General features: G+C 66.6%; 21 protein-coding genes and 1 tRNA gene. 3 read left to right on the top strand and 19 right to left on the bottom strand.

Features of this window, described 5'->3' with window-relative positions; translation table 11 throughout:
• Window positions 1-6: 6 nt before the first annotated feature.
• Entirely contained in the window at window positions 7-834 is an 828-nt protein-coding gene (locus tag BLV49_RS13685; protein WP_091185595.1) for an SDR family NAD(P)-dependent oxidoreductase, read from the top strand.
• Between the two features lies 1 nt (window position 835).
• Here BLV49_RS13685 and BLV49_RS13680 read toward each other — a convergent pair whose 3' ends face one another.
• The 14 genes from BLV49_RS13680 to rplU form a co-directional block, all read right to left on the bottom strand.
• Window positions 836-1,228, bottom strand: a complete 393-nt coding sequence (locus BLV49_RS13680) for a YchJ family protein (RefSeq protein WP_091187366.1) — start codon at window positions 1,226-1,228, stop codon at window positions 836-838.
• Window positions 1,229-1,249: 21 nt separating this feature from the next.
• Window positions 1,250-1,660 (bottom strand): VOC family protein, encoded by a 411-nt coding sequence (locus BLV49_RS13675; protein ID WP_091185592.1) that lies wholly within the window; start codon window positions 1,658-1,660, stop codon window positions 1,250-1,252.
• A gap of 46 nt (window positions 1,661-1,706) precedes the next feature.
• The gene (locus BLV49_RS13670; protein WP_091185590.1) at window positions 1,707-3,041 is read right to left on the bottom strand and encodes an anthranilate synthase component I family protein; all 1,335 of its coding nucleotides are present in this window, start codon (window positions 3,039-3,041) and stop codon (window positions 1,707-1,709) included.
• 28 nt (window positions 3,042-3,069) lie between these two features.
• Window positions 3,070-5,328 (bottom strand): choline BCCT transporter BetT, encoded by a 2,259-nt coding sequence (gene betT, locus BLV49_RS13665; protein WP_091185587.1) that lies wholly within the window; start codon window positions 5,326-5,328, stop codon window positions 3,070-3,072.
• Between the two features lie 246 nt (window positions 5,329-5,574).
• A tRNA-Ala gene (locus tag BLV49_RS13660) sits at window positions 5,575-5,650 on the bottom strand.
• Window positions 5,651-5,728: 78 nt separating this feature from the next.
• Entirely contained in the window at window positions 5,729-6,103 is a 375-nt protein-coding gene (rsfS, locus tag BLV49_RS13655; protein WP_091185583.1) for a ribosome silencing factor, read from the bottom strand.
• A gap of 29 nt (window positions 6,104-6,132) precedes the next feature.
• The gene (locus BLV49_RS13650; RefSeq protein ID WP_091185579.1) at window positions 6,133-7,122 is read right to left on the bottom strand and encodes a hypothetical protein; all 990 of its coding nucleotides are present in this window, start codon (window positions 7,120-7,122) and stop codon (window positions 6,133-6,135) included.
• Window positions 7,119-7,721 (bottom strand): nicotinate-nucleotide adenylyltransferase, encoded by a 603-nt coding sequence (gene nadD, locus BLV49_RS13645; protein ID WP_281245337.1) that lies wholly within the window; start codon window positions 7,719-7,721, stop codon window positions 7,119-7,121. Before nadD ends, BLV49_RS13650 begins: the two co-directional genes overlap by 4 nt.
• A gap of 14 nt (window positions 7,722-7,735) precedes the next feature.
• Complete coding sequence (locus tag BLV49_RS13640) at window positions 7,736-7,948, bottom strand: hypothetical protein (RefSeq protein WP_143034063.1); 213 nt, start codon at window positions 7,946-7,948, stop codon at window positions 7,736-7,738.
• A 48-nt stretch (window positions 7,949-7,996) separates the two neighbouring features.
• Complete coding sequence (locus BLV49_RS13635; protein ID WP_091185570.1) at window positions 7,997-9,262, bottom strand: glutamate-5-semialdehyde dehydrogenase; 1,266 nt, start codon at window positions 9,260-9,262, stop codon at window positions 7,997-7,999.
• On the bottom strand, window positions 9,259-10,077 hold the full coding sequence (proB, locus tag BLV49_RS13630; protein ID WP_091185566.1) for a glutamate 5-kinase: 819 nt from the start codon (window positions 10,075-10,077) through the stop codon (window positions 9,259-9,261). The genes BLV49_RS13635 and proB overlap by 4 nt, the downstream gene beginning before the upstream one ends.
• The gene (obgE, locus tag BLV49_RS13625) at window positions 10,074-11,585 is read right to left on the bottom strand and encodes a GTPase ObgE (protein ID WP_091185563.1); all 1,512 of its coding nucleotides are present in this window, start codon (window positions 11,583-11,585) and stop codon (window positions 10,074-10,076) included. The genes proB and obgE overlap by 4 nt, the downstream gene beginning before the upstream one ends.
• A 103-nt stretch (window positions 11,586-11,688) precedes the next feature.
• Window positions 11,689-11,946, bottom strand: coding sequence for a 50S ribosomal protein L27 (gene rpmA / locus BLV49_RS13620; protein ID WP_091185559.1), 258 nt, complete (start codon window positions 11,944-11,946; stop codon window positions 11,689-11,691).
• Between the two features lie 19 nt (window positions 11,947-11,965).
• Entirely contained in the window at window positions 11,966-12,274 is a 309-nt protein-coding gene (gene rplU, locus BLV49_RS13615) for a 50S ribosomal protein L21 (protein ID WP_091185553.1), read from the bottom strand.
• A 209-nt stretch (window positions 12,275-12,483) separates the two neighbouring features.
• Here rplU and BLV49_RS13610 point away from each other — a divergent pair, with 209 nt between their 5' ends.
• Window positions 12,484-12,765 (top strand): DUF4031 domain-containing protein, encoded by a 282-nt coding sequence (locus BLV49_RS13610; RefSeq protein WP_091185550.1) that lies wholly within the window; start codon window positions 12,484-12,486, stop codon window positions 12,763-12,765.
• On the opposite strand, the gene BLV49_RS13605 is transcribed toward BLV49_RS13610, so the two are convergent.
• A complete protein-coding gene (locus tag BLV49_RS13605) occupies window positions 12,762-15,011 on the bottom strand; it encodes an Rne/Rng family ribonuclease (RefSeq protein WP_091185547.1) in 2,250 nt (749 codons plus the stop codon). The two genes, BLV49_RS13610 and BLV49_RS13605, sit on opposite strands and share 4 nt — an antisense overlap.
• A 297-nt stretch (window positions 15,012-15,308) precedes the next feature.
• On the opposite strand from BLV49_RS13605, the gene BLV49_RS13600 reads away from it, so the two are divergent.
• The gene (locus BLV49_RS13600; RefSeq protein ID WP_091185544.1) at window positions 15,309-15,920 is read left to right on the top strand and encodes a vitamin K epoxide reductase family protein; all 612 of its coding nucleotides are present in this window, start codon (window positions 15,309-15,311) and stop codon (window positions 15,918-15,920) included.
• 64 nt (window positions 15,921-15,984) lie between these two features.
• Here BLV49_RS13600 and ndk read toward each other — a convergent pair whose 3' ends face one another.
• Genes ndk through ileS form a run of 4 tightly spaced genes read right to left on the bottom strand, consistent with a single transcriptional unit; the run spans window position 15,985 to window position 21,468 of the window.
• A complete protein-coding gene (gene ndk, locus BLV49_RS13595; RefSeq protein ID WP_091185540.1) occupies window positions 15,985-16,401 on the bottom strand; it encodes a nucleoside-diphosphate kinase in 417 nt (138 codons plus the stop codon).
• A gap of 3 nt (window positions 16,402-16,404) precedes the next feature.
• Entirely contained in the window at window positions 16,405-16,761 is a 357-nt protein-coding gene (locus BLV49_RS13590) for a DUF4233 domain-containing protein (RefSeq protein WP_091185537.1), read from the bottom strand.
• Window positions 16,758-18,125 carry a bifunctional folylpolyglutamate synthase/dihydrofolate synthase gene (locus tag BLV49_RS13585; RefSeq protein ID WP_091185532.1) on the bottom strand — a complete coding sequence of 456 codons (1,368 nt, stop codon included), beginning with the start codon at window positions 18,123-18,125 and terminating at the stop codon, window positions 16,758-16,760. Before BLV49_RS13585 ends, BLV49_RS13590 begins: the two co-directional genes overlap by 4 nt.
• Window positions 18,118-21,468, bottom strand: coding sequence for an isoleucine--tRNA ligase (gene ileS / locus BLV49_RS13580; RefSeq protein ID WP_091185529.1), 3,351 nt, complete (start codon window positions 21,466-21,468; stop codon window positions 18,118-18,120). The genes BLV49_RS13585 and ileS overlap by 8 nt, the downstream gene beginning before the upstream one ends.
• Between the last annotated feature and the right edge of the window lie 51 nt (window positions 21,469-21,519).

The following is a 21,519-nucleotide window of genomic DNA, read 5'->3' as shown; positions in this document are numbered from 1 at the left end:
GCCTCCATGTCCGCATCCTCCCCGCTTCCGGCAGCGCCGACGATCGCGCCGCGCTCTCGATTCCAGGGCCGCTCCGCGCTGGTCACGGGCGCGGCGAACGGGATCGGCGCAGCGATCGCGGAACAGCTGGTCGCCGAGGGCGCGCGTGTCACCGGTGTCGACATCGACGCCGACGGATTGCGCGAGCGCGAACGCACTCTCGGCGCCGAGAACTTCGTCGGCATCGTCGCCGATCTCGCCGCGCCCGAGACATTCGCCGACCTCGTCGCCGCAGCGAGCCGTGAGGGAAGCCTCGACGTGCTCGTCAACAATGCCGGCGTCTTCCTCATGGGCGGCGTCCATGCGACGGCTGAGCAGTGGCAGCGCACGCTCGACGTCAACGTCGTCGGCCCCGCCAAGCTGGTTCAAGCAGCGATTCCCGCCCTCACCGCCGCGAGTCGAGCCGCGATCGTCAACATCGCGAGCATCTCGGGGCACGTCGGGCAGCCGGAGCGGTGGACCTACAATGCGGGCAAGGGCGCGACGCTCGCGATGACACGATGCCAAGCGCTTGATCTCGCCCCGCACGGCATTCGAGTGAACAGCGTCAGCCCGGGATACGTGTGGACCGACGTGCTCGAGGCCAGCTCCGGCGGCGATCGCGAAACCTGGGACCCGATCTGGGGTAGCAGCTGCCCGATGCTGCGCTGTGGTGAGCCGCGGGAAGTCGCGATGGCCGTTGCGTTCCTCGCCTCCGACGACGCGAGCTACATCACCGGGACCGACCTGCTCGTTGACGGCGGCTCCCTGTCGATGGCGCCTGACGCTCTGGCCGGTCACCAGTTCGCCAAGTGAATCAGGATGCCGCTGGCACGCCGTCGAGGTAGAACCAGGTCTTCCGCTCCCGCACGAAGCGGCTGACCTCCTCTTGCCGCCCGCGGCCGTCAGGAGTGCGGTAGTGAGCGATGAAGTGGACGGTCCCCTCGTCGTCGAACGGACCGCCTGCCCGGGTCGACAGCACGTCGAGTCGAACCCAGCGCAACTCCGCGTCGAGCGTCAGCTCGGCAGGACGCGTCGACGGATGCCACGAGCGGAGAAGATGTTCGCGGTCGCCGACGGCGAACGCGGTGTACCGGGAGCGCATGAGCCGCTCGGCGGTCGGGGCGGGCGATCCTGCGAGAAGCGGCGCGCAACAGTCTCCGAACTGGTCCCCGCTGCGGCACGGGCACGGGTCGTCAGCGGTGATCACGCCGTGCACGTCGTCCCCGCACTAACGGCCGCCGGCCGAGATGCTGACCATCCAGGACACACCGAACTTGTCGATGAACATGCCGAAGGTGTCACCCCATGGGGCGCGCGTGAGCGGTTCCTGAACGGTTCCGCCGGCGGACAGCTGATCGAAGTAGCCCGTCAGCTCGATGTCGTCGTCACCGCTCAGCGCGAGCGAGACGCCCACCGGAGCGTCCTCCTCCCTTCCGCTGTCGGCGCCCATGAGCACGAGCCCACCCGGAGTCGTGAGCATCCCGTGCAGCACCAGGTCGTCGATCGCGGGATCGTGCGGGACTCCGCTGTCCCGATACGGGTTGAGAGTGAGATCACCGCCGAGGGCGCTCTGGTAGAAGCTCATCGCCTCGCGGGCGGAAGTTCCGAACCGCAGATAGGCGTTCAAGATCGTCGGCATCGCAACTCGCCTTCGTCGTCGACCTGATTCGGTCGTTCCGCCATTGTCACATCATCCCGGCGCGGACGGAAGGCGCTTCGACGAAAGAGCGCCACTCATCGGGGATCCGGGCGCCGAGGGCCCGCAACGGCGCCGCCGCCTTCAGCGCGACCTCCGACACCTCGAACGCGGTTTCAGAGTCGATGGTGAGCCCACCGCCGGCGCCGACATAGGCCTCCGTCGGCGTGATCACGGCACAGCGGATCGTCATCGCCAGAAGGGCTGCGCCGTCGTCTCCGATCCAGCCGAAGCACCCGGCGTAGACGCCGCGCGGCCCCGCCTCGAGGCGTGCGAGGATCGTCATCGCGCTGCGTTTCGGTGCCCCGGTCATTGAGCCAGCGGGAAAGCACGAGCTGATGAGCTCGCTCACACCGTTCCCGCTCGCGAGCTGTCCGCTGATCTCACTCACGAGTTGATGCACGTGCGTGTGCGTCTCGAGGTGGAACAAGCGATCAACCCGGACGCTGTCGATTTCGCACACGCGGGACAGATCGTTCCTCATCAGGTCCACGATCATCAGATTCTCCGCGCGCTCCTTCGGGTGAGCCAGCAGTTCCGCGCCGAGTCGGGCGTCCTCCGCCTCGTCGGCAGCGCGAGGACGCGTGCCTTTGATCGGGCTCGTGCGGACACGGCCTGTGGCGTCGACGTCGAGAAACGTCTCGGGAGAGGCGGCGACGAGACTTGTGGCTCCTGCGCGGATCAGTGCCGAGTTCCGGGCTCTGCTGCTGCGCATGCGCTCGTGCACGACGCGGGGGTCGTGTGTGCCGCGAACGGTGAACCGAGTGGTCAGGCACAGCTGGTAGGCCTCGCCGCGCCGGATGTACTCGCGCGCGCGTTCGACAAGCGCCGCGTACTCTGCCGGGGTGTTGCGTGCGATAGCGGCGGAGATCGCGGGCGCGCGCTCGGCTCGGGTGTCGCGGGTGTCCGCTGTGAGGGCGCTTTCGACCTGCGCCGCCCATCCGTCGAGCGCGGCTCGGGGAGCCACCGCCCAGATCCGGCGCTCCGCCACGTCAAGCGCGACGAAGTTGTCGACGCGCAGCCAAGTACCGCCGGGCCGCCGCGCCGTGACACTCGATGCACCGCTCTCGTAGTCGGCCCAGCCGATCCAGCCGCCCCCGAAACGGCCGGGACCGCGCCACGCAGGAGCCTGCCCGGGCGGCGGTGCAGGAGGAAGCGAGCGACTCACGTGCCGCCCCGACCCGAGATAGCTCAGTCGCCGCGTGCCGTCGACCGCGTCCCACCAGAAGCCCAGCGGGTCGTCTCCGACGAGGGCGTCGTAGAGGGCAGAAGGATTTCGCCAGCCCTTGAGGAGACGCGCGTCGCTGGGCCACGCGGCATCCATGTCACGTATCTCTGTCCCGTCGCTCCGGTCAGTCGTCGATGCGCTCGACGTCATTCGGATCTTCGGGCACGTGCGGGATCGAGTCCGTCGTCGGCGGCGTCGGGGGCGTGAGCACCGAGTCGTATGCGTGCTCGTTCGAGTACTGCAGGAACGAAAGGTGCGCCTCATAACGATCGAGAACATCGTCGATGACCTGCTGCCGGGTCAGGCCGACAAGGTCGTAGCCCTCCGACCCCGTCTGTGTGAACACCTCGAGCCGTTCGTAGATGTCGGTTCCTCGGGACATGCTGCGGGCGCCGAACGTCGGAACGGGGGCCTCGATCGCCGAGACCCGGTACTGGAAGTCACGCTGGCCCTCCGCCATGGTTACGGTCAGCGTGTGATCAGGGATACCGGTGTCCAGGTTCGGCGTCGTGACCAGTGCGGCCGTATAACCGAGCTTCGTGAACTCTGCCGAGACGTCTTGGAGGGCCGGCTGAACGACCTGGTCCGCGAACTGGGCGACGGCCTTCTTCGACGGGTAGGAGCGGAGCCGCGCGAGACGCTGCCGCCAGGTCTTCTCCGGCGTCTGGCCGCCGTGCACCGCCACGCTTCGACGGCGACGGATCTGTCCCTCGCGTTCGGCGCGCTCCATGCGGAGCACCTTCGAGAACGAGGCCATCACGAGGTACGCGATGATCGTCACGGGCAGTGCGAAGATGAGCGTCGCGTATTCCATCGTCGTCACGCCGCCGGCGACGAGCATGGCTATCGTGAGCACCGCGGTGAGCAGCGCCCAGTAGATGCGCAGCCACTTCGCACCGTCTTGAGACGGGTCCGGGATCGACGATGAGAAGTTCGACATGACCATGGCGCCGGAGTTGGCGCTCGTCAGGTAGAACAGAAGTCCCGAAAGCGTAGCGAGACCGATGAGGAACGCCGCCCCCGGAAAGGACTCGAGGAGCGCATACCAGCCGTGTTCTGGGCTCTTCATGGCGAGGTCGGCGAACGCCGTGTCGCCGTCGAGCACCTTGCGCAGTGCCGAGTTCCCAAAGATCGTCACGATGAAGAAGTCACACAGGACGGGCGCCGTGATCGCGGCGATGACGAACTCGCGCAGGGTGCGTCCGCGAGAGATGCGCGCGAGGAAGAGCCCGACGAACGGCCCCCAGGCGAGCCAGAACGCCCAGAAGAACAGCGTCCAGCCGGCCATCCACTCTGAGCCGCCTTCGACATAGCCGAATGTCTGTAGTGTGCGTTCGGGAAGGGTGAAGACGAAACGGCCGATGTTCTCCACCATCGCGTTGAGCAGAAACGCCGTCTTGCCGGTGAAGAGGATGTAGAGCATCATGGCCCCGGCCGACCACAGGTTCAGCTCCGAGACGATGCGAATGCCCTTGTCCACTCCGGACGTGCAGGCCGCGATCGTCATCACGACGGCGACGATCACGAGAGCGATCTGGAGCGCGAGTCCTTCTTGCAGACCGAAGATCCACGCGAATCCTACGTTCAGGAGGACAACGCCGATTCCCATCGAGGTCGCCACTCCGAAGACGGTGCCGACGAGCGCGAAGACGTCGATCGTGTCGCCGACCGCCCCACGGACGCGCTTGCCGAGAAGCGGGTAGAGGGCAGCCCGAATCGAGAGCGGCATCCCCCAGCGGTAGGCGAAGTAGCCCATCGCCATGCCGAGAAGCGCGTACACCGACCAGCCCGCGACGCCGTAGTGGAACATCGTCCACACCACGGCGTCCTGTGCCGCCTCGGCGGAGCCCGGTTCGGCCGAAGGCGGGGCGAGATACTGCGTGACCGGTCCGGTCACGGAGTAGAACAGCATGTCGATGCCGACACCGGCGGCGAAGAGCATCGCTACCCAGGTGAACAGGTTGTACTGCGGGCGCGAATGATCGGGACCGAGCCGGACGCTTCCTTCTTTGGAGAAGGCCACCCAGAGCACGAAGAGGATCACAAGCGTGATGGTGAGAACGTAGAACCAACCCAGGTTGGTCGAGATCCAGTCGACGACTGTGTGCATCGACGACGCCGCGTTGGTCGGCATGACCATGGCCCAGACGGAGAAGGCGAGAATGACGATCGACGAGATGATGAAGACGCGCCAATTGACCCGGGGTTTGCGCGTCTCGGCGAATTCGGCCGGGCCCTTGTCGCGGAGTTCCGTGCTGGAGACGGGAGGCCGGAACTCGTCGGTTACCGGAGGGCGTCGCTCGGTCGCTCCGAACTGGCCGCGCTCAACCTTCGCGTTGCGCAGTTGTTCGTCAGATTTGCGAGCGTCTTCGGCCTCCGGCACTCAGTACTCCTTCTCGTGGGGACAGGGTCTCGGCATCGCGCACGGGCGCGCCGAGACATGCTCTGACCCTCAGAAGGTGAGAGAGAAGAATCGCAGTGAGCGGGCGCCTGGTCGTGCTGCCACGAACCATATTCTAGTCGATAGGGTGCGTTTGCATCGGGTCGGATCGGCTGTGACCCCCGAGGTCGGCCGGACGTAAGCAGCGACGCGGAAAAGCCCCGACAAACTGTCGTTCGTCAGGGCTTTTGGTGGATCTGAGGGGACTCGAACCCCTGACCCCCTGCATGCCATGCAGGTGCGCTACCAGCTGCGCCACAGACCCGTAGGTGCGTTGCCGAAGCAACTCATCTAATGTACATCACCGGGGCGTTGATCAAAAATCCGCGCGTCCGGGCGTGTCTCACCGTCCGCCGGCGATCGCCTCTTCGACCGAGATGACCGGGCAGTCCTTCCACAGCCGTTCGAGCGCGTAGTAGGCGCGCTCTTCGGGGTGGAACACGTGAACGACGAGGTCGCCGAAGTCAAGGAGCGCCCAGCGTCCCTCAGCGCGGCCTTCGCGTCGCACGGCGCGGGCCCCGGCATCCCGGAGGCGGTCTTCGACCTCATCGGCGATGGCGACGACGTTGCGTTCGCTCCGACCGGTGACCAGGAGGAACGCGTCGACGAACGGCAGCGGCTGTGACACGTCGAGGGCCACAAGGTCCTCTCCCCCGGTATCGGCGGCTGCCGCTGCGGCGATGCGTACCAGTTCTCGGGAGTCGGCTGTTGCTGTCACGAAGTGGTTGCAGTCCTTTGCTATTCCGGTTAGAAGGCGCCGGTCATGAGGCCGACGATGACGACGCCGATGACCGCCACGCACAGCACCCCGGCCGTGATCGCGAGAATCATCAGGAGGCGCGAGTTGGCCGACTTGGTCGGCGGGGTGATGACATCGCGTGTGGCGGTGTGGGTGCTCACGGCTTTCGTCGCCGAGACCGGTGTCCCCGCTGTTGCCGGGGCGTTCCCGTGCTTGTCGAGTCCCGAGTCGATGTCGGTGCGGTCGATTCCGTTGCTGGTCTCCGCTGCACCGCCGCTTGTGGGCAAATCGACGGAGCCCGTGACCAAGATCTCTCCCGTTGTGGACACCGTGTGGTGGCTGTTGGGGTGCGGAATGTTCGGCAGGATCAGCACGCTTGACGTCGTGAGCGCTTCCGAGGTGCGAGCTTCCGGCGCGATCAGCGCGTCAAAACCGGGAGGCGCTGACTCGTGGGGCCTGTCGCGCTTGAGACCGGCGCCGAATGCCGGCGAGAGCTGTGGGGAATCAGCTGAATCGCGCTGAGTCGCGCGGCCGGGTGCGATGAGCGCCTCTGTAGCGGCATCCTGTGACGGGGGCGACGGGGGCGTGAACGCCGTGGTCGGAGCCGGGGCGATCGCTTCGCGCGCTTCTGCGGGCTCGGTCGACTTCTCGGGAGCGATCTCGGCCGGAGTGAGCGCCGGCGCTTCCGAAGAAGTCTGGTCGGCCGGAGCGGCGGGCTCGGCCTCTTCGGCCACGACCGGTTCGTCAGGAACGAGCGGCAGTGAGCCGGTGTCCTGGCGCCGTGCACGCATCTCGCGACGCGTCAGCGGCCGGTCGGGCGCGGGAGCGGAGTCGTCGACGGCCGCCTCGTCAGCGGGCACAGCGGGCGTCGAGGTGTCAGCCGGTTCGGGGTCCGGGTCACGCTCGGTGCGCGGAGCATCGTCTTGCGGGTGCTCTGCGCGCAGCTTCTCTCGTCGTGCTCGCCGTGAGAGTGGCTGCTCGTCGGGAAACGAGGTCATTCACTACTCCGATACAGATGATACTTCGTAATGTATTGAACGACACCATCAGGGACCAGATACCACACCGGGTAACCCCGGCTCACCCGGCTGCGACAGTCCGTCGATGAGATCGCCAGTGCCGGAACTTCCAACAAGCTTACGTGCTCGCGCGGCAATCCAGAAATGTTCAAGGTATGTCCCGGTCGGCTCACAGCTACGAAGTGAGCGAGCGAGAACAGTTCAGCGTGATCCTTCCAGCTGAAGATCTGGGCGATCGCATCGGCACCGGTGATGAAGAAGAGGTCGGCGTCGGGTCGCTGCGCTTTGAGATCACGGAGAGTGTCGATCGTGTACGTCATGCCGCCCCGGTCGATGTCCACGCGGCTGACCGTGAATTGCGGGTTGGATGCCGTTGCAACGACGGTCATCAGGTATCGGTGCTCGCTCTGCGAGACGTCTGACTTCTGCCACGGGTTGCCCGTGGGGACGAAGATGACTTCGTCGAGGTCGAAGGATTGGGCGACTTCGCTCGCCGCGACGAGGTGGCCGTGATGAATGGGGTCAAACGTTCCGCCCATCACCCCGACGCGTGCTCGGGTGCCGGCTTCCCTCGTCACCGTTGTCGGCTCGCCTAGTGCTCGGGCCCCACGTGGTCGTAGGTGTGCGCGGTCGGCTGGTGGCCGGTCTTGTGGCTGTGGCGGTTGGCGACATCGCGATACGTGAACGTGGCGACCCCGATGAACAGGAAGAAGATCAGAGCGAGCACGCCGTACATGAACGTCGGCATCGGAGTGGGGTTGACCACGTGCTCTGACTCGGCCAGCAGGATCATCGCAAACGACATGTTCTCTCCGTTTCTCGCGGCGCCGGGCGCCGTATTTCAGTCTACAGCTCAGCCGCGCACATGGCCGCTGCCACGCACGATCCACTTCGTGCTCGTCAGCTCGGGCAGCCCCATGGGGCCTCGCGCGTGCAGCTTCTGGGTCGAGATCCCGACCTCGGCGCCGAACCCGAACTCTCCACCGTCCGTGAAGCGGGTGGAGGCGTTGACCATGACGACGGCGGAGTCGACCTCGGCGAGGAAGCGCTCCGCGTTGCGGACATCGTTCGTGAGGATCGATTCGGTGTGGTGGGTCGAGTATCTGTCGATGTGCTCGATCGCCTCGTCCATCGACTCCACGATTCGCAGCCCGAGGTCGAGGCTCAAGTGCTCGGTCGCCCATTCGTCGGCACCAGCGGGAACGATTCCCTCGCCAAAGCTGAGCGCAGCCGCGTCGCCGTGCACCGTGACGCCGGCCTCGGCGAGTGAGGCGAGAACCGCGGGCAGCACGCGGGCGGCGGCGTCCTTGTGGACGAGAACCGTTTCGACGGCGTTGCACACGCTCGGTCGCTGCGCCTTGGCGTTGGTGATGATGGATGCCGCGTCCGCCGTGTCCGCGGTGGCGTCGACGTAGATGTGGACGATGCCCGCGCCCGTTTCGATGACGGGCACGAGTGACTCCGTGACGACGGTGTTGATGAGAGCGGCGCTGCCGCGCGGAACGAGCACGTCGACGAGGCCGCGGGCGCGCATCAGCTCCGCGGCACCGTCCCGGCCGAACTCGTCGATCGTCTGGATGATTTCCGGCGACAGCCCTGCTGCGGCGACCGCATCGCGCAGGATGCTCACGAGCGCCATGTTCGTGTGCAGGGCGGCCGATCCGCCGCGCAGCACGACGGCGTTGCCGCTCTTGAGCGCGAGAGCGGCGATGTCGACGGTGACATTGGGGCGGGCTTCGTAGATGGTTCCGACGACGCCGAAGGGAACCCGAACCTGCTCGATCTTGAGGCCGTTCTCCAGAGTGCTGCCGCGCACGACCTGGTCGATGGGGTCGGTGAGAGCCGCGATCTCGCGCACCGCTGAGGCAAGGCCGTCGATGCGCGCCGCGTCGAGGCGCAGTCGGTCGAGAAGTCCGGCGGCGAGCTGATTCTCACGTCCGTTCGCCAGATCGAGCTCGTTCGCAGCAAGGATCCGGGCGCTGTTGCTTGTCAGAGCGAGGGCGATGTGCTCGAGGGCGGCATTGCGATCTGCACCCGAGGCGACGCCGAGTCGCCTCGCCGCACCGCGCGCGGCCTCGAGCCGCTCCCTCAGGCCGGTGCCAACCGCAGTTTCGCTCATGATCCGATTCTATCTGCGACGGCGGGAACGGCCTCATCGGCCGGCTCGAACCACGTTCCGACATCGGTGCCGTGCAGCGCCGCGCCGACTTGCGCGGCCGACGTGACGAGAACGCCGGTGCCGCGAGCGGCCGCCAGAAGCGCCGCTGACACCTTTGTGGAGGCACCGCCCGTGCCCACACCCGTGCGCTTCGCTTCGCCGAATTCGACGCCGGCGAGCGGCTCACCCGCGTGAACGAGGTCGATGCGCTCCGCGCCGGGCTCCTCCGGCGGCCGAGTGTAGATCGCGTCCACGTCGCTCAGCAGCACGAGCGCATCCGCGTGCGTCATGATCGCGACGAGCGCGGCGAGCCTGTCGTTGTCGCCGAAGCGGATCTCGTGGGTGGCGACGGTGTCGTTCTCGTTCACGATCGGCAGGATGCCGAGACTCAGCAGCCGCTCCATCGCGCGCTTGGCATTGCTGCGCGAGGTCAGATCCTCCAGGTCGCCGGCGGTGAGCAGCACCTGACCTGCCACGATCCCGTACCGGTCGAGACTGTCTTGATACCGGTAGATCAGCACGTTCTGGCCGACGGCCGCAGCGGCCTGCTGAGTTGCGAGGTCGGTGGGCCGCGAGTCAAGGTTCAGATACGGCATCCCCGTTGCGATCGCACCCGACGAGACGAGGATGATCTCGGTGCCGTTCGAGTGCGCCTCGGCGAGAGCGGTGACGAGCGGCTCGATCTGGCCCGCGTTGACACCGCTGATCGATGAGGATCCAACCTTGACGACCACGCGGTTCGCCGTAGCGATTCCCGCACGAGCCCTGACGCTCACTCCTGCTCATCCTCCATCCACAGACCCGCCTCGCGCTCACGCTCGAGCTCGGCGCGCGCTTCGGCTTTCGCGTCCATTCGCTCGTAGTACGCGTCCCGCCGTTGGCCGCGTGTGGGTCGCGCGGAACCGTCGAGGCGCGGATCGCTGCCACGAGGAGACGTCATCAGCTCCGCCGTCGAGGTGAGAGTCGGCTCCCAATCGAAGACGACGCCCTGCCCGGGCCCGATCACGACGGTGGAACCGGCGATGGCTCCGGACTTGAACAGCGCATCCTCGATGCCGATCTTAGCGAGTCGGTCGGCGAGGTAGCCAACGGCCTCGTCATTTGTGAAGTCCGTCTGCTGCACCCATTTCTCCGGCTTCGCGCCGAGAATCCGATAGACGTTGCCATACGTTCCGCCTTCGACGACGATGCGGAACGGTGCATCGTTCACGGCACGAGGCTTCATGACGATCCGCGGCGCGTTCGCCTCCGCCTCCCGGCGTGCCGCGCGGTCGGCCTCGACGAGCTCCCCGAGCGCGAAGCTCAGCGGACGCAGACCCTCATGGCTGACCGTGGAGATCTCGAAGACCCGATAGCCGCGCTCCTCGAGTTCGGGACGGATGAACTCGGCCAGTTCCCTGGCCTCGGGAACATCGATCTTGTTGAGCGCGACGAGCTGCGGTCGCTCGAGCAGCGGCAGCTGCCCGTCGGGCACGGGGTACGCCTCGAGCTCGGCGCGAATGACGTCGAGGTCGCTGAGCGGGTCACGTCCCGGCTCGAGCGTCGCACAGTCGATGACATGCAGCAGCGCCGAACAGCGCTCGACGTGGCGGAGGAACTCGAGACCGAGTCCCTTGCCCTCGCTTGCGCCTTCGATGAGACCGGGAACGTCCGCGACCGTGTAGCGGTGCTCCCCCGCCTGCACGACGCCCAGGTTCGGGTGCAGCGTGGTGAACGGGTAGTCGGCGATCTTCGGCTTCGCGGCGGACATCGCTGCGATGAGGCTCGACTTGCCCGCGGACGGGTACCCGACGAGGGCGACATCGGCGACGGTCTTGAGCTCGAGGGTGATGTCTCCCGACCAGCCGGGCGTACCGAGCAAGGCGAATCCGGGCGCCTTGCGCTTCGTCGTGGCGAGAGCGGCGTTGCCGAGGCCCCCTTGACCGCCCGTCGCGACGACGAAGCGCATCCCCGGCTCCGTGAGGTCGATGAGCGTTTCGCCGTCGGAGTTCTTCACGACGGTGCCGACGGGCACGGGCAGCTCGAGGTCCTCCCCGGCGTATCCGTGCCGGTGGTCGCCCATGCCGAATCCGCCGTTGTCGGAGCTGCGGTGCGGTGAACGGTGGTACGGCAGAAGGGTTGTCACCTGTCCGTCCGCAACGATGACGATGTCGCCGCCGTTTCCGCCGTTTCCGCCGTCGGGGCCGGCGAGCGGCTTGAACTTCTCACGCCGCACGGAGACGCAGCCGTTTCCACCGTTGCCCGCGGTCAGGTGAAGGGTCACACGATCGACGAATGTGGCCACAGCGTCCTCCTTGGTTGCCTCTGGTGACTTTCGGCCGGGGATCTAGCCGAGAGCACACAGGGGCGGGCCGAAGCCCGCCCCTGTGTGCTGTGGATGCTGACGACTACGCGTCGGCCGCCACGATGTTGACGACCTTGCGGCCGCCCTTGTTGCCGAACTCGACGGCGCCGTTCGCTAGTGCGAAGAGCGTGTCGTCACCGCCACGGCCGACGTTCACGCCGGGGTGGAAGTGGGTGCCACGCTGGCGGACGATGATCTCGCCCGCGTTGACAGCCTGGCCGCCGAAGCGCTTCACACCGAGACGCTGGGCGTTGGAGTCACGACCGTTGCGAGTAGAGCTCGCACCTTTCTTGTGTGCCATCTCTTGTTCTCCTCGATGTCTACTTGATTCCGGTGACCTTGACGCGCGTGAGCTCCTGACGGTGCCCCTGGCGCTTCTTGTACCCGGTCTTGTTCTTGAACTTCTGAATGACGATCTTGGGGCCGCGGAGGTCACCGAGGACCTCTGCCGTGACCATGACCTTCGCGAGCGACTTCTGGTCGCTTGTGATGGTGTCTCCGTCAACGAGGAGGACTGCGGGGAGCTGGACGTTGCCGTCCTTGTCGGCCTTCACGCGATCCATCGTCACGATGGTGCCGACCTCGACCTTCTCCTGCCGTCCACCGGCGCGCACTACTGCGTAAACCACTTGGAGTACCTACTTCTCTCGGGAGCCGGAGCTCCGTCTGTTTGTCAAAGGAAAGTCACTGCTCCAGACGGACCCAGTGGGATGGAAGGTCTGCCTGTCAGAAAACCACGGTTGCGTTCCGGGGATAAGCCAGACGCACCAACGGTCAAGTTTACGTCATGGGCGGTCAGATCAACAAATGACACGGGCGGTGTTTCTAGAATCGAAGAATGACCGTGCTCATCGATCCGCCCATGTGGCCGGCGCATGGACGGCTCTGGTCGCACCTCGTGAGCGATTCCTCACTCGACGAGCTCCATGAGTTCGCTCGGGAGGCGCAGATTCCCACGCGAAGCTTCGACCTCGACCATTACGACGTGCCGGATGCCCGCTACGAGGAGCTTGTGCGTCTAGGGGCCGCGCCGGTTGACGCGCACACGCTCACGAGACGGCTGATCGCCAGCGGCCTTCGCATTCGCGCGAAGGACCGCCGGCGATCAGCGGGGGCCTAGTCGGTCTTCTTTGTCGGGTCCTGCGTCGGAACGGGCGTGCCGCTCAGCGCTGCGGTCGTGACGCGGCGAGAGCGGTTGCGTCCCTGACCCGGCTTCTTCGGCTCGGGCAGCGCGTCGAGGACCGAGCCCAGGAGGTCCTCGGCCTCGCGCTTGTCGATGTGCCGCTCGTTCCGCGAGGCGGGTTCGATCGGAATGTCGAGAATGGCGACAGGCTTCTCCTCGACCGTCTTCTCCTCCACCGGCTGCTCGGGCGCACTGGCGGCCGGAGCCGCCTCCTCGACGTGGATGGTGCTCGCCGCGATCTGCGAGAGCGCCTTCTTGGCGTCGTCGGTTATCGAGTGGGTGGATGTCTTCGGAGCGCCACCGTGGTTGGTGCCTCCGCCGTTCGAGTTGTTCGAGCTGCCACCGCGGCGTCGCCGGCCGTTCCCGTTGTCCGACGACGAGGAACGGTGCTTGAGAACCGGGTCGTGGTGCACGATGACACCGCGGCCTGCGCACACCTCGCATGCCTCGCTGAACGTCTCGAGCAGACCGAGGCCGAGCTTCTTGCGGGTCATCTGCACGAGGCCGAGCGAGGTGACCTCGGCAACCTGGTGCTTCGTGCGATCCCGGCTCAGGCATTCCACGAGCCGGCGCAGCACCAGATCGCGGTTGGATTCGAGCACCATGTCGATGAAGTCGACGACGATGATCCCGCCGATGTCGCGCAGACGCAGCTGACGGACGATCTCCTCGGCGGCCTCGAGGTTGTTCTTGGTGACGGTCTCCTCGAGGTTTCCGCCGGACCCGACGAACTTGCCCGTGTTGACGTCGACTACGGTCATAGCTTCGGTGCGGTCGATCACGAGCGAACCGCCGGAGGGCAGCCACACCTTGCGGTCGAGAGCCTTCTCGATCTGCTCGGTGATGCGGTACTCGTCGAAGATGTCCTTGCCGCCGTCGTAGTTCTCGACGCGCTCGAGCAGGTCGGGCGCGACCTGGCTGAGGTACTTCTCGATCGTCTCGCGAGCGTCGTCGCCAGCGATGACCATGGAGTGGAAGTCCTCGTTGAACACGTCGCGCACGATCTTGATCAGAAGATCGGGCTCAGAGTGCAGCAGCGCGGGCGCGTGACCGTTCTCGACGAGCTTCGAGATCGACTCCCACTGGTTCTTGAGTCGCGTGACGTCGCGAGTGAGCTGCTCTTCGCTCGCGCCCTCTGCCGCCGTGCGGACGATGACGCCGGCGTTCTCGGGAAGGATCGCCTTGAGGATCTTCTTCAGCCGCGCTCGTTCCGTGTCCGGAAGCTTCCGGGAGATGCCGTTCATCGAGCCGTTGGGCACGTACACGAGGTAGCGTCCGGGCAGCGAGACCTGACTCGTGAGTCGGGCCCCCTTGTGCCCCACAGGATCCTTCGTCACTTGCACGAGGACCTTGTCGCCGGGCTTGAGGGCAAGCTCGATACGGCGCGGCTGGTTGCCGGTCTCGACCGAGTCCCAGTCGACTTCGCCGGAGTAGAGCACGGCGTTGCGCCCGCGTCCGATGTCGACGAACGCGGCTTCCATGCTCGGCAGCACGTTCTGGACCTTGCCGAGGTAAACGTTGCCGATGAGCGACGACTCTTGCGATCGCGCGACGTAGTGCTCGGCGAGAACGTCGTCTTCGAGCACGCCGATCTGGATGCGGCCGCCCTTTGAACGCACGATCATCTTGCGGTCGACGGATTCGCGGCGCGCGAGGAACTCCGCCTCGGTCACGACGGCGCGGCGACGCCCGGCGTCACGGCCGTCACGACGGCGCTGCTTCTTCGCCTCGAGTCTGGTCGACCCCTTGACCTTCTGCGGTTCGGTGATCAGCTCGGCGCGCGACGAATTGTCACCGCCCTGGTCTCCGCCGCGACGCTTCCGGGAGCGCCTGCGAGAGTTCGATCCGGACTCGTCCTCATCATCGCTGTCGTCGCGAGGGGCTGGGCGAGCCGGAAGCGGCTTGATGTCGGGTGCGCGGAACAGCAGCTGCGTCGACGGTGCCGACACGAACGGCGCTTGCTCCTCCGGCTTGTCGTCACCGGTTCCGGCGTTCTCCGCGGCCTGGGCGCCGGACTGCTGCGATTCGCTCGTCTCCGCGGGAGACTGTGCGGCGGCCTCGTCGGCAGCGGACGGCGTGTGCTCGTCCCGTGGCGTCTCGGCATCCGACCCGTTCGTCTGCGCAAGCGGCGCAGCTTCTTCAACCGGGTCCGCGGGATTTGTCGTGTTCTGTTCTTCCACCATCTCTGGTGCACTCCTCGACCGGACGGACAGCCGCGCCATCCATCCGGGAACTCTCTTAGGGAAGATGCGCCTCAGCGAACCCCTCCACAATCCTGTCTCCTGCAATCGGCTCTACGCTCTGATCGCAGGCCCTCGGTCACTCCGACCGATTCACAATGCGGGGCGCGTGACGCCCCATAAGCCTTTTTCATCGTGAGGCGAAGCGCGGTTCGCCTCTGACTTTCTTCATTATCGCACGATACCGCCGCGGGCGCTGTCAGCGACTCTCGAGACGCCGCGCTGTGTCATAATCCGAACGTGACCGACTCCAGTGTCAAGCCTCGCGCACCTGAACGTCCGATCGCCTTCGCGATCACCCTCATCGTCGCCGGAGTCGTCGGCTGGTATGCGGCGTTCGCGCTCACTCTCGACAAGTTCATCCAGTTGGAGAACCCGCAGGCAAAGCTCGGCTGCGACTTTAGTCTGCTGGTGGGGTGCGGCACGAACCTCGCGTCTGAGCAGGGTGCCGTCTTCGGCTTTCCGAACCCCATCATCGGGCTGACCTGCTGGGTCGCGCCGATCGTCGTCGGTGTGGCTCTGCTCGCCGGCGCGCGATTCCCGCGCTGGTTCTGGTCGCTCTTCTGGCTCGGCTTCGTGTTCGCGATCTGCCTCGTCGGCTGGTTGATCGCGCAGAGCATCTACGTGCTGTTCTCGCTGTGCCCGTGGTGCATGGTCACCTGGGCTGTGACGATCCCGTCGTTTCTCGCCGTGACGTTCCACGTGCTGAAGATCGGCGCGCTGCCGGTCGGCGCGGCCGGCCGCCGCGTGGGCTCGGTTCTCGCGGGCTGGACGCCGCTCATCACGCTTGTGCTCTACGTGCTCGTCGCGCTCCTGGCGCAGCTGCGCCTTGACGTCATCGGGCATCTCTGAGCCCGCGCGAAAAGTCGGCGCCGGGCGGAGGTTCCGCTCGGCGCCGACAGCGAGCGACGATTGCTCAGGCGAACCACAGCGACAGCTCGCGCTGTGCCGACTCCGGGCTGTCCGAGCCGTGCACGAGGTTCTGCTGCACCGGGAGACCCCAGTCACGCCCGAGATCGCCGCGGATGGTCCCGGGCGCGGCGGAGGTCGGGTCGGTGGTGCCGGCGAGCGATCGGAATCCCTCGATCACGCGATCGCCGGCCACGCGGATAGCGACGACCGGTCCCGACATCATGAACTCGACGAGCGGCTCGTAGAACGGCTTGCCCTCGTGCTCGGCGTAGTGCGCAGCGAGCAGGTCGCGCTCGGGCTGCACGAGGCGGATGTCGACGAGCGAATAGCCCTTGGCCTCGATGCGGCGGAGGATCTCTCCCGTGAGGCTGCGTGCGACCCCGTCGGGCTTCACGAGCACGAGTGTCTCTTCTACGGCCATTGGTTATTCTCCTGACTGGTTCTGGTGGAGTTTTTCTCGATCGATGCGCGCGCCCACGACCATGCAGTACACCCACATGAGCAGGAACAGGCCGCCCACGACGAACATCAGCGGCATGACGATGCCGGTAGCAACGATAACGCCTTGCAGCACCCAGCCGCAGATCAGCCCCCAACGGAAGCGCAGCACCGGAATGACGGCGATCATGAGCACGCACAGGATGCCGCCGCCGATGAACGCCACGGGAGGATCGACGAGCTTCAGGCCGAAGGCGACGAGGGAGCCGAGGAAGACCACGAGGATCTCCGCGCTGAACACGATGGAGCCGAGCGTCGCCTTCAGGCTCTGCGTGCGTCTCATGCCCAGTCCCTGTCGTCGGCGATGAGCAGGGTCTCGCCGGCGAGGATGATGGAGCCGGCGACGACGACCATGCGGCGCGGCTGCTCTCCCGCCCACTCGCGCGCCGCGTACAGGGCGTCGTCGACGGACTCGAACGCGGCCACGCGGTCTCCCGCGCCGGCTTTCGCGACAGCGACGGCGAGCTCGTCGGCCGAGAGCGCGCGCTCTGATTCCACTTGTGTCGCGTACACGCGCGTCGCCTTTGGCAGCACCGCGGCGAGGATGCCGGGCACGTCCTTGTCGGCGAGGACCGCCATCACGAAAGCGATCTCGTCGACGTCGAAGTAGCGATCGAGAGCCGCGACGAGCGAACGAACGCCGTGCGGGTTGTGCGCCGCGTCGACGAGCGTCGGCGGTTCGGTCGAGGCGAGCTCGAGCCGCCCGGGCGAGCGCGCCTCGGCGAGGCCCTGTGCGAGGACGTCGTCGGCGATGCGCACGCTCCCGTTTCCGAGGAACGTCTCGACCACGGCGATGGCCAGAGCGGCATTGTGCCCCTGGTGGTCGCCGAAGACGGGGAGGAACTGCTCGGTATAGGTCCCGGCGCGTCCCGTGACCGAGATCTGCTGTCCGCCGACGGCGACGAGGTCGGAGGAGAGAACGAAGTCCTTGTCCTCGCGATACAGCTCTGCATCGTTTCGACGCACGGCAGACTCGATCTCCGCCATCGCCGCTGCCGCCTGCACGCTCGTGACGACGCGCGCGCCCGGCTTGATGATGCCGGCCTTCGTGCGCGCGATCTCCGTGATGGTGGAGCCGAGCGTCGCGGCGTGGTCGATGTCGATGGGCGTGAAGACCGCGACCTGCGCGTCAGCCACGTTGGTGGAGTCCCACTCGCCGCCCATGCCGACCTCGATCACGGCGACGTCGACGGGAGCGTCTGCGAAGCTCGCGAACGCGAGCACCGTGAGCGCCTCGAAGAAGGTGAGGCGCACGTCCCCCTTCTGCTGCAGTTCCGCGTCGACGAGCTCGATGTACGGTTTGACGTCCTGCCAGTTCGTCGCGAGCTTCTCATCGCTGATCGGCTCGCCGTCGATCGAGATGCGCTCGTTGAACACGCGCAGGTGCGGGCTCGTGAACAGTCCCGTGCGCAGTCCGTGCGCCCGAAGCAGGCTCTCGGTGAAGCGCGCCGTGCTCGTCTTTCCGTTCGTCCCGGTCAGCTGGATGATCGGGTACGCGGTCTGGGGGTCTCCGAGCAGTTCCATCGCGCGCCGTGTGGCGTCGAGCCGCGGCGCAGGTCGCCCCTCACCCACTCGCGTGTACAGTTCGGCGATCGCGTCGGCCGCCTCGTCGGCGAACCGCGCGTCATCGATCGATGACTCAGGCATCGGCATCCTTTCCGACACGGCTCACGGCGATGAACACGCGGCCTTCGTTCGCGTACTCACCGGCGTCGAGCTCCTTGATGAGTTCGGGCGCGTGCGGTGCGGCCGCGGCGAGCAGCTCCGCCGAAGCTCCTGCGGAGCCCAGTTCCTTGACCGTGTGCAGTGTGAACTGCACGGCGAGGGTCTCGGCGGCGATGTCGACGTCTTCGACCCAGCGCACGGCGGCGGCGTCCTCCTCCGAGGCGAACGCGACGTCGAGGCAGATGCGGTCGCTGACGTCGAAGCCGGCGGCCTTTCGCGTGTCCTGCACGGCCCGCACGAGGTCGCGTGCGAGACCCTCGGCTTCGAGCTCCGCCGTGAGTCGAGTGTCGAGCAGCGCGAACCCGGAGCCGGAGAGCAGCCCGATCGCCTGATCGCCGGCGTCGCTCGCGGTCTCGAGCACGAGACTGTACTCACCCTCGACGAGCGGGATTCTGCCCGCCGTCACAACGCCGTCGCTCTCGCTCCAGTCGCCGTTCTTCGCCGCGACGATGGCCTGCTGGACCTGCTTGCCCAGGCGGGGGCCTGCCGCGCGAGCGTTGACCGTGAGCTTCGACGTGATGCCGTGCTCGACGGCGCTGTTCTCGGTGAGCTCGACGAAGCTCACGCGCTTGACGTTCAGCTCGTCGCGGAGGATCTCCTCGAAGTCGCTGAGCGACGCGGCATCCGGGGTCACGACCGTCAGGTTCGCGAGCGGGAGCCGCACGCGGTGGCCGGACTGCTTGCGCAGCGCCTGCGCGACCGAGCTGATCTCGCGCACGCGGTCCATCGCGGTCACGAGCGCGTCGTCTTGCGGGAACGCGTCGGGCACGGGCCAATCGGTCAAGTGCACGCTGCGACCGCCCGTGAGGCCCTTCCACACGCGCTCGGTCACGAGCGGCAGCAAGGGCGCTGCGACGCGGCTGAGCGTCTCGAGCACCGTGTAGAGCGTGTCGAAGGCCTCGCGCCCTTCGCCGGTCTCGGTGACGCCATGCCAGAAGCGGTCGCGAGAGCGGCGAACGTACCAGTTGGTCAGCACCTCCGCGAAGTCGCGCAGCTTGGCGGCAGCGAGAGGAGAATCGAAGTTCTCCAGGTCCTCGGTCACCTGGGCGACGAGCTGCCGCAGCTTGGCCAGGATGTAGCGGTCGAGCACGTCGGAGGAGTCGGTGCGCTCGCTCGCCTCGTAGCCGCCCTCGATGGCGCTGTTGGCGTACAGCGAGAAGAAGTACCACGTGTTCCACAGCGGAAGCAGGAGCTGACGAACGCCCTCGCGGATGCCCTCCTCCGTCACGATGAGGTTTCCGCCGCGCAGCACGGAGCTCGACATGAGGAACCAGCGCATCGCGTCGGACCCGTCGCGCTCGAACACCTCGGTCACGTCCGGGTAGTTGCGCAGCGACTTCGACATCTTCTGCCCGTCGCTGCCGAGCACGATGCCGTGGCTCACGACGTTCTTGAACGCGGGGCGGTCGAAGAGCGCCGTCGAGAGCACGTGCATCATGTAGAACCAGCCGCGCGTCTGCCCGATGTACTCGACGATGAAGTCGGCCGGGTTGTGCGTGTCGAACCACTTCTCGTTCTCGAACGGGTAGTGCACTTGCGCATACGGCATCGAGCCGGAGTCGAACCACACGTCGAACACATCGGTGATGCGGCGCATCGTCGACCTGCCGGTCGGGTCGTCGGGATTCGGGCGCGTGAGCTCGTCGATGTACGGGCGGTGCAAGTCTGTCGGCCGCACCCCGAAGTCGCGCTCGAGCTCGTCGAGGGAGCCGTACACGTCGACGCGCGGGTACTCCGGGTCGTCGCTCTTCCAGACCGGGATCGGCGAGCCCCAGTACCGGTTGCGGCTGATGGACCAGTCCCTGGCGTTCGCGAGCCACTTGCCGAACTGACCGTCCTTGACGTTCTCCGGCACCCAGTTGATCTGCTGGTTGACCTCGACCATCCGGTCGCGGAAGGCGGGCACGCGCACGAACCAGCTCGACACCGCCTTGTAGATGAGCGGGTTGCGGCACCGCCAGCAGTGCGGGTAGGAGTGCTCGTAGCTCGCCTGCCGCACGAGTCGCCCGTTGTCCCGCAAGAGCCGGGTGAGCGGCTTGTTGGCGTCGGACCATAGCTGACCGGCGACGTCAGGCACGCTCGGCAGGAACTTGCCACCCTCATCGAGCGAGAGGATGACGGGAATGCCCGCCGCCTCGCAGACACGCTGGTCGTCCTCGCCGTACGCGGGAGCCTGGTGGACGATTCCGGTGCCGTCGGTCGTCGTGACATAGTCGTCGACGAGGATCCGCCAGGCGTTCTGCGTGCCCCACGCCTCGGTGTCGGCGTAGTAGTCGAACAGGCGCTCGTACTGCACGTCCGCGAGTTCGGCGCCGATTATCGTGCGGCCGATCGCCGCAAGGGCGGCATCCGCCGACTCGTACCCGAGGTCCTTCGCATAGCTCGCGACGAGATCCCGAGCGAGCAAATACTCGCCCGTCGGCGCCTGGTCGCCAGCGGGCTTCGGACCGGCAGGCACGACGGCGTACTCGATCTCGGGGCCCACGACGAGCGCGAGGTTCGTCGGAAGCGTCCACGGCGTCGTCGTCCACGCGAGCGCCTTCACGTCGGTGAGGCCGAGCGCGACGGCCTTCTCCCCTGTCAGGGGGAAGGTGACGGTGACCGTCTGGTCCTGGCGCATCTTGTAGACGTCGTCGTCCATGCGCAGCTCGTGGTTCGACAGCGGCGTCTGGTCCCGCCAGCAGTACGGCAGAACCCGGTAGCCCTCGTACGCGAGTCCCTTGTCATACAGCTGCTTGAACGCCCACAGCACGCTCTCCATGAAGGAGATGTCGAGCGTCTTGTAGTCGTTCTCGAAGTCCACCCAGCGCGCTTGACGCGTAACGTACTTCTCCCACTCCTTCGTGTAGCGCAGCACCGAGTCGCGCGCCGCCGCGTTGAACTCGGCGATGCCCATCTCCTCGATCTGGCTCTTGTCCGTGATGCCGAGCTGGCGCTCCGCCTCGAGCTCAGCCGGCAGCCCGTGCGTGTCCCAGCCGAACCGCCGGTGCACTTGCTTGCCGCGCATGGTCTGGAACCGCGGGAAGAGGTCCTTCGCGTAGCCCGTGAGCAGGTGCCCGTAGTGCGGGAGCCCGTTCGCGAACGGCGGGCCGTCGTAGAACACCCACTCGGGAGCGCCCTCGCGCTGGTCGATCGACGCCTGGAACGTTCCGTCGGCGTCCCAGAACGCGAGAACGTCCTCTTCGATCGCGGGGAACGACGGCGACGGGGTGACGCCGAAGGCCTCACCGGTGTGCGAGGCGTCATTCGACTTGGGGTACGGCATGTCTCTCCTGGCAGGTTGTCTGTGCTCCTGCGAGGACGGCTCTCGCCGCGG

It is taken from the genome of Paramicrobacterium humi, from assembly GCF_900105715.1.
Classification (GTDB): domain Bacteria; phylum Actinomycetota; class Actinomycetes; order Actinomycetales; family Microbacteriaceae; genus Paramicrobacterium; species Paramicrobacterium humi.
This window is presented reverse-complemented; position numbering and strand designations above follow the sequence as displayed.

Coding starts and splice junctions, on each gene's coding strand:
- BLV49_RS13685 (WP_091185595.1), top strand. CDS start 7: ATGTCCGCATCCTCCCCGCTTCCGGCAGCGCCGACGATCGCGCCGCGC.
- BLV49_RS13675 (WP_091185592.1), bottom strand. CDS start 1,660: ATGCCGACGATCTTGAACGCCTATCTGCGGTTCGGAACTTCCGCCCGC.
- BLV49_RS13670 (WP_091185590.1), bottom strand. CDS start 3,041: ATGGATGCCGCGTGGCCCAGCGACGCGCGTCTCCTCAAGGGCTGGCGA.
- BLV49_RS13650 (WP_091185579.1), bottom strand. CDS start 7,122: ATGACCTCGTTTCCCGACGAGCAGCCACTCTCACGGCGAGCACGACGA.
- BLV49_RS13640 (WP_143034063.1), bottom strand. CDS start 7,948: ATGTCGTTTGCGATGATCCTGCTGGCCGAGTCAGAGCACGTGGTCAAC.
- BLV49_RS13635 (WP_091185570.1), bottom strand. CDS start 9,262: ATGAGCGAAACTGCGGTTGGCACCGGCCTGAGGGAGCGGCTCGAGGCC.
- rpmA (WP_091185559.1), bottom strand. CDS start 11,946: ATGGCACACAAGAAAGGTGCGAGCTCTACTCGCAACGGTCGTGACTCC.
- BLV49_RS13610 (WP_091185550.1), top strand. CDS start 12,484: ATGACCGTGCTCATCGATCCGCCCATGTGGCCGGCGCATGGACGGCTC.
- BLV49_RS13605 (WP_091185547.1), bottom strand. CDS start 15,011: ATGGTGGAAGAACAGAACACGACAAATCCCGCGGACCCGGTTGAAGAA.
- ndk (WP_091185540.1), bottom strand. CDS start 16,401: ATGGCCGTAGAAGAGACACTCGTGCTCGTGAAGCCCGACGGGGTCGCA.
- BLV49_RS13590 (WP_091185537.1), bottom strand. CDS start 16,761: ATGAGACGCACGCAGAGCCTGAAGGCGACGCTCGGCTCCATCGTGTTC.
- BLV49_RS13585 (WP_091185532.1), bottom strand. CDS start 18,125: ATGCCTGAGTCATCGATCGATGACGCGCGGTTCGCCGACGAGGCGGCC.
- ileS (WP_091185529.1), bottom strand. CDS start 21,468: ATGCCGTACCCCAAGTCGAATGACGCCTCGCACACCGGTGAGGCCTTC.